At 29.4% G+C, this 5,910-nt stretch carries 7 protein-coding genes and 1 pseudogene; 2 read left to right on the top strand and 6 right to left on the bottom strand.

What is annotated here, in order from left to right; translation table 11 throughout:
- The first annotated feature begins 191 nt into the window (after positions 1–191).
- A complete protein-coding gene (locus tag RR409_RS20340) occupies positions 192–884 on the top strand; it encodes a hypothetical protein (RefSeq protein WP_332559605.1) in 693 nt (230 codons plus the stop codon).
- A gap of 146 nt (positions 885–1,030) precedes the next feature.
- Here the strand turns inward: RR409_RS20340 and RR409_RS20335 are convergent, their stop codons facing one another.
- The 6 genes from RR409_RS20335 to RR409_RS20310 form a co-directional block, all read right to left on the bottom strand.
- On the bottom strand, positions 1,031–1,693 hold the full coding sequence (locus RR409_RS20335) for a Type 1 glutamine amidotransferase-like domain-containing protein (protein WP_332559604.1): 663 nt from the start codon (positions 1,691–1,693) through the stop codon (positions 1,031–1,033).
- 103 nt (positions 1,694–1,796) lie between these two features.
- Positions 1,797–2,141, bottom strand: coding sequence for a hypothetical protein (locus tag RR409_RS20330; RefSeq protein WP_332559603.1), 345 nt, complete (start codon positions 2,139–2,141; stop codon positions 1,797–1,799).
- A gap of 108 nt (positions 2,142–2,249) precedes the next feature.
- The gene (locus RR409_RS20325; protein ID WP_332559602.1) at positions 2,250–2,525 is read right to left on the bottom strand and encodes a YciI family protein; all 276 of its coding nucleotides are present in this window, start codon (positions 2,523–2,525) and stop codon (positions 2,250–2,252) included.
- A gap of 117 nt (positions 2,526–2,642) precedes the next feature.
- Entirely contained in the window at positions 2,643–3,410 is a 768-nt protein-coding gene (locus RR409_RS20320; RefSeq protein WP_332559601.1) for a GNAT family N-acetyltransferase, read from the bottom strand.
- Between the two features lie 320 nt (positions 3,411–3,730).
- Positions 3,731–4,180, bottom strand: a complete 450-nt coding sequence (locus tag RR409_RS20315; RefSeq protein WP_332559600.1) for a hypothetical protein — start codon at positions 4,178–4,180, stop codon at positions 3,731–3,733.
- 127 nt (positions 4,181–4,307) lie between these two features.
- On the bottom strand, positions 4,308–4,808 hold the full coding sequence (locus tag RR409_RS20310; RefSeq protein ID WP_332559599.1) for a hypothetical protein: 501 nt from the start codon (positions 4,806–4,808) through the stop codon (positions 4,308–4,310).
- A 635-nt stretch (positions 4,809–5,443) separates the two neighbouring features.
- Here RR409_RS20310 and RR409_RS20305 point away from each other — a divergent pair.
- Positions 5,444–5,910, top strand: a pseudogene (locus tag RR409_RS20305) (sialidase); the annotation flags it as partial.

Raw genomic sequence — 5,910 nt, 5'->3', positions numbered from 1 at the left:
TACTTCATCTTTTTGATACTGCATTAGAAAACCTCCGTTCTCTTTTAAATTATATTAGTTTTTAATATCACTGTCAATTAGCTGAGGTGTTCATAAATATATATAAATTAATTATATCAAACTAGAATTACATAGCTTGTAGTATTATTTTTTTATCTTAGAAACATATTAAACTTGAAGGAAGTGATACTATGAAGGCAAAGTACTTTTATATAATCTTATTACCTTTCATTATATTTTTTCAATCTACTGAAATTGTATTTGCAACAGATCATCATATTCCAATGACCTGGGAAGAAAAGTTGAAATTATTAGAACCATCAGAAGCAAAAACTATTTATGATTACGAGTTACTACGTGATAGAGACACAAGCAATTTTAAAGAGGAAACTTTCCCTATTTCATTAATTCAGAAAGAAGGCACCACTATTCCGTTTAAAACAATACATAAAGATTTAAATTGGCAAAGGCCAATATACAGTCCTCTTTGGCATAGCTCTTCCTGGCGTTGGAGTTATGTTCCATTAAACATGGCATATCAACGACACATTGTTTATGCTTATCAAGGAGGTTTGTCCTGGTTGTATGACCTTTCTAATTATTTAGCCCTGCCAACTGAAGCCACTGGTGCTTCTCCTCTCCATGACTATGCATTCACTATTAAATATCCTTATATTGTAAGGCTTATTGTTTTTAATTTTAACGTTTCAAGCATAAAGCATTACAAAAATCAAATTATTGTTTCTGGAGAGCCCCTAAGAACAGGGTTAACTGTAATTGATTTTAACACGAAAGACTTATGCGATTCTAAAAAACTTTTGCAGCTTGCAACCCCTGATGGTTATGAACTAGATTATTTAGTCTTGTATTTAAACAATAATTGAAACCTCAACCCTTGTCTATAAAGGTTTGAGGTTTCTATCATTGATATTTCCTAATTAAATGTAATTCTTCTGTTTTTTCTGCTCTAATCTTTTATCTTCTGAAGTATTCATTCATGAAAATTAAGAAATAAAGCTTACTTTCTCTTTTATCCCTGATAAATTCTTGCATTTCCTAGCAACGTAATCTCGCTGCCATCAACGATAATTGCGCTTTTAGGTTCTGTAGTATACACCATTTTTCCTGTTTCACGAATATATTTTCTAATGCTATTATTTTGCGACTCTATATTTTTATAGTGAACTTCTACAGCAAAGTTTTCGATGTATCTTAGCCCCTTTTGATAAACAAACTCTGGATAGTCCTCATCTGGTGAAATATAATAATTAAAGCATTGCATCATAGCACCAGCACTCCATCCCATTTTTATACCCTGATGGTTTTCAATTGTACTAATCAAATCAAATTCTGATAGTCTGTCCATTATTTTATCTGGGTAACCACCTGTAAAAAAGATTATATCGCTGGCATTAATTTTTCCTCTAGCACTATCACTAGTATCTTCAAAATAATTAATCAATGTTATATTGTTATCATCTATTCCATAACTATAAAAAGGATCAACCATATATCCATAGTGCTCGCCACTTAATTTATTATAAGCTTTCTCCCATTCTTCTTTGCTTTTTATCCACCCTTCCTGAAAGGCAAAAGGAATTATACAAATTTTGTGCTCAGGTTTGATTATACGCTTCAATGTGTCATAGGCCCAAGCTTCATTAAAATCCAGTTTATCCAATAAAATATTCAAATTAATCCCCCCAATTAAATTTAAATAATATATGCTCTTTATTATTAATTTTCCATTTTGAATTTTGTTCAAACATCTCGACTCTAAAACTTTACTCAATTACTTATTTTCTTTTTCTAAAAACTACAATTACATTTAGTGCAAAAAAAATAAAACTTACAATGGATAACCCTAAAAGTACGTGAAACCAAGTGTTGTACCCTAATGCATTATTGTCTGCTAACACCCCTTGAAATATTAAACCAGCAACCATTGCTATACCACAAAGAATATCAATAACTAAATCCAATAATTGAATTGATTTATAGGTAGAATTACCCTGTGATAACTTCTTTCTAATACATAGTGCCTTATAAAGATTCAAGCTTACAATTATAAACAATACAATATAAGCCAAAAATGCAAATCCAAAATACGACATAACATCGTCCAAAGGTTTCACTACCATTTTATCCCCCTAAAATAATAAATTAAAATCTTTTATATTTTTTTAATATGATGAAACTAACAATTTGTAATTTAAGAATGTTGTATACGAAATCTCAAAATATTTTAGTTAGATTAAATAATTATTTGATTCGTTAGCCAATTCAAGGGTTCTAATTTCATAAGATTTACACCCTGACATAATAAATGGGTCAGATTTTGCAATGTTTGTTGCTTCAATTAAATCTTTTGCGTAAATTATAACCATACCTCCAGGGTAATCTGTAAAAGGTCCACAGAGCACAAGTTTACCTTGTGTGTTTAATTCTTTTAAGTACTCAACATGTCTCTTTATTAAATCATTATCTATTGGTTTCTCATTGTTCATCAAATAAATATATGTCATTTGTCTCTCCTCCTAACTTACATAAGAACGTATTTAATTAACTGTTTAACGTTATAAATAAAATCAACTTAACTTTAACTATGCTTATTTTACTCAACTATACAAATTGGAGTTTGCTTAGTACCCCCAAATTTCAAATATGATATAATCATGATCATAGTGATATCCCAGTTTCTCAGCCAAAGCCACTGACCATTTATTTTGAGCATCCCAACTTGGATATAACTTACGATTAAGACATTCTAAAATTAGCTTTGCTCCACAGGCATATGCAAGTCCTTTTCTTCTATATTCTTCTTTCGTATCAATTTCTATTTCGATTCCATCTTTATATCTTGAATAAGAAGAAGCACCTGAAACAGGTACACCATCTTTAATAATTACTACACCTAATCCAAGATTTTTATACATTTCATAATCAGAATACTGCGAAACCAAATCTCTGCTCCAACTATTTAATTTACAATAATTAAAAATATCCTCATCAATCATTTTTATTGAATACGGTGGAACTACTGAATTAACTATTGTCTGCAATCTATTTAAATCGAAAATATTCTCTTCTTTTTTTATAGCATAACGTGTACCTTTTTTAGCTTTATCTCCATAACTTTCCGTAATTAACTTTTCCCATTCTTCATTTTGAGGTACCATAATAATAAAATTTTGTTTGCACTCTTTTGGTTTATATAAAACTAATTCTTTACAGGGTTTACCTACAAAAAAGCTAAAATCACCTATAATGGCCATTGCTGATTCAGGATTTTGTAAATCGTCAGCATAAATGTCTCCCATTACTTTTTGAATGCAAGACCAGATTAAAGTTTCCTGACAATTTCCAAACAAGTTTTCTACCTTCTCTGTGTCAGTTATTTTAAATATCATCTTTTCTCTCCCTATCAATATTATCCTTTAACAATTCTCTTGGAAAAATTTACTATTTATCAGTTATTAAACATGTAACCTTGCGTCACAACTTTATAAAAAAGTAACGTAGCTTCCTCACTTCGCTATTTAAGAAAACTATATCAACAATCCATCAGATTTATTTACTAAATTTAAATACTTAGCACTTCAATTGCTATCCATTGATATTTTATGAAGAGCACCAGTTGAACAGTTGAAAAAGACTAGTACTATTTTAATAACCCTTAAGATATATCTTCAGAAGATCTTTCATTAACTTAATTTTTTAAAGATATCATTTATTTTATCTTCTTAATCTTCATATACTTCTCATACCAGTCTTCTCCTGAATCCCATCCATTTTCATGATCCTCAGCCCATATCTTTATTGGATTCTTTTCACCGAGAATTTCATTGCAAATCCATGCAGTTATCCATGTATCTAAACCTTTTAATTTTCCCTTTTTGAACTCATCTATAAATAAATCTACAACAGGCTCCCCCATTTGAATAATTTCATCATATTCTTTTTTATGCTCTCTTATATAATCATGAGGATTTGAAGACATAACTGGCGAAGATGAAATTATTTTTAAATTTGTTCTTACTTTTTCTATTTGCTGGTTCGTTAATGTTTCCTTTTTTTCTGATGCTTTACTTATGTTATTTAATCCTAAGAAGGCTAAAGTCAGAGAAAAAATCAATAGCACATAAAATATAGGAGACTTAAAGAGCGTGGAAAGTTTCATAATATCTACCCCCATTTAATTTATTGTTAGAGTCTGAATTAACACTTTAACAGCACATGAATAACAAATTAGTTGCCTACTAATTAATTATCTTTATTTAAGATTATTTCTAATACAAGATCTCTATTTAGATTTTTATATCCTCTTTAACTCTGTTCTTTATAATCTCTTCAAGTTTTTCTACACTTTCATTATGGTTATCATTCATTACCTTTATTACATTTTGTGGAAATAACTTTTTTAAGCTTCTACCATATCCCTCTCCATCTTCTGGATACTTATGATTTATGATTTCTATTTTATCTTTTTCAGTGTTAATGTATAAAACCAAGGGCAAGGACACTCCATTTGTCATATTTATTTCGCTATTTTGTTTCAAAAATTCTTCTTTTAACATCCATACATATATCTTATCAGTATCTGTTCCTAACACATTAAATGCGCTATACATTTTCCCATTTCTAGGCGAATTAATATCATCTGTGTTTTTATCAAGATATTCTAAAATTACCCCTTCATATTCTTTTGTGATTTCTAAGGAGTTAGATGAATTTTTTAATTTTGAATTGCATCCCCCCAAGATAATAATAATACACACTAAAAAAATAAAAATACTATATTTCTTCACTTTGTACCTCCAATAAACATTCATTATTTCCTTCGGACTTAAGTCCTTATAACATACACTTATTAACCATGGATTTTAAATCCATCTAATTCCTAATTAAAATTCTCCGCCATTTAAAATATTATTTGTTATACATTAATACTTCTTTGATCTTTTCAATATTCATATAATTCATTTTATCAAATAATACCTGGAATAGTATACCTTTAATTGCTATCAAAACTTTAAAGTTCAAAAAAAGAAGTTTTACTCTGTTTAAAACTTCTGCTTAATTAAAATAGCCACTGTGAAAATCCCCTAGCTCCTTAGAAGTTTGGTTACTTTACTCAGTGACTTATGTATTTTTGTTTATAAAATCCTATATGACATCTTGTATTTAAATATTTAATAAGCCTATACATTTATCACCAAATAGCCCATATACATAAAATCACCGTTAACTAACCTATTACTTGAAGTTAACTCTAACTAATAAGTATTATACAAGGAAGCCTTAAAGATTGGGATAAAAGCCCTACCACTAATTTTATGTGTAAGTACCCTTATTTATAAGCTTTGTGACACTTCCTACTTTCAGTCATATTATATATATTGATGTGCTTTATAACGAAAGTAATAAGATAAGGAGTTGCTAAATGTGTAACAATGGGTTTTGTAACTATTCTCGCTGCGGTAAGAAAAATACCTGTGGTTATCTAAATTCACAAACGAGAAAATTTGATTATAATTATGATTATCACTATGTTGATAACTATGGTGGGTACAATGAACTTCCGGATTTTTCCTTTGACTACAGAGCTCCACAGGAAAAAGTAAACAGAATACTGGATCTACTTAGCGAACAGGAGACTAATCTTTTTCACATAATTACAAGGCTTGGAGTACCCAGGAGAGAATTAGATGACTATTTTAGAACAGTTATCGACTATACATTAGATAATGAGTCAAACTACTCAGGAAACATAAATGTAAAAGTTAATTCTATATATAATGATTTCACTGAACAACATGGTAGCGTTATTAATGCTCTACGTGATGCGGGAGTAGGAAACAACATTATTTATAATGCTTTTAGAAGTGTAATAGGTTTTACTCTAAGAAA

The organism is Clostridium sp., assembly GCF_036642255.1.
Classification (GTDB): Bacteria; Bacillota; Clostridia; order Clostridiales; family Clostridiaceae; genus Clostridium_J.
This window is presented reverse-complemented; position numbering and strand designations above follow the sequence as displayed.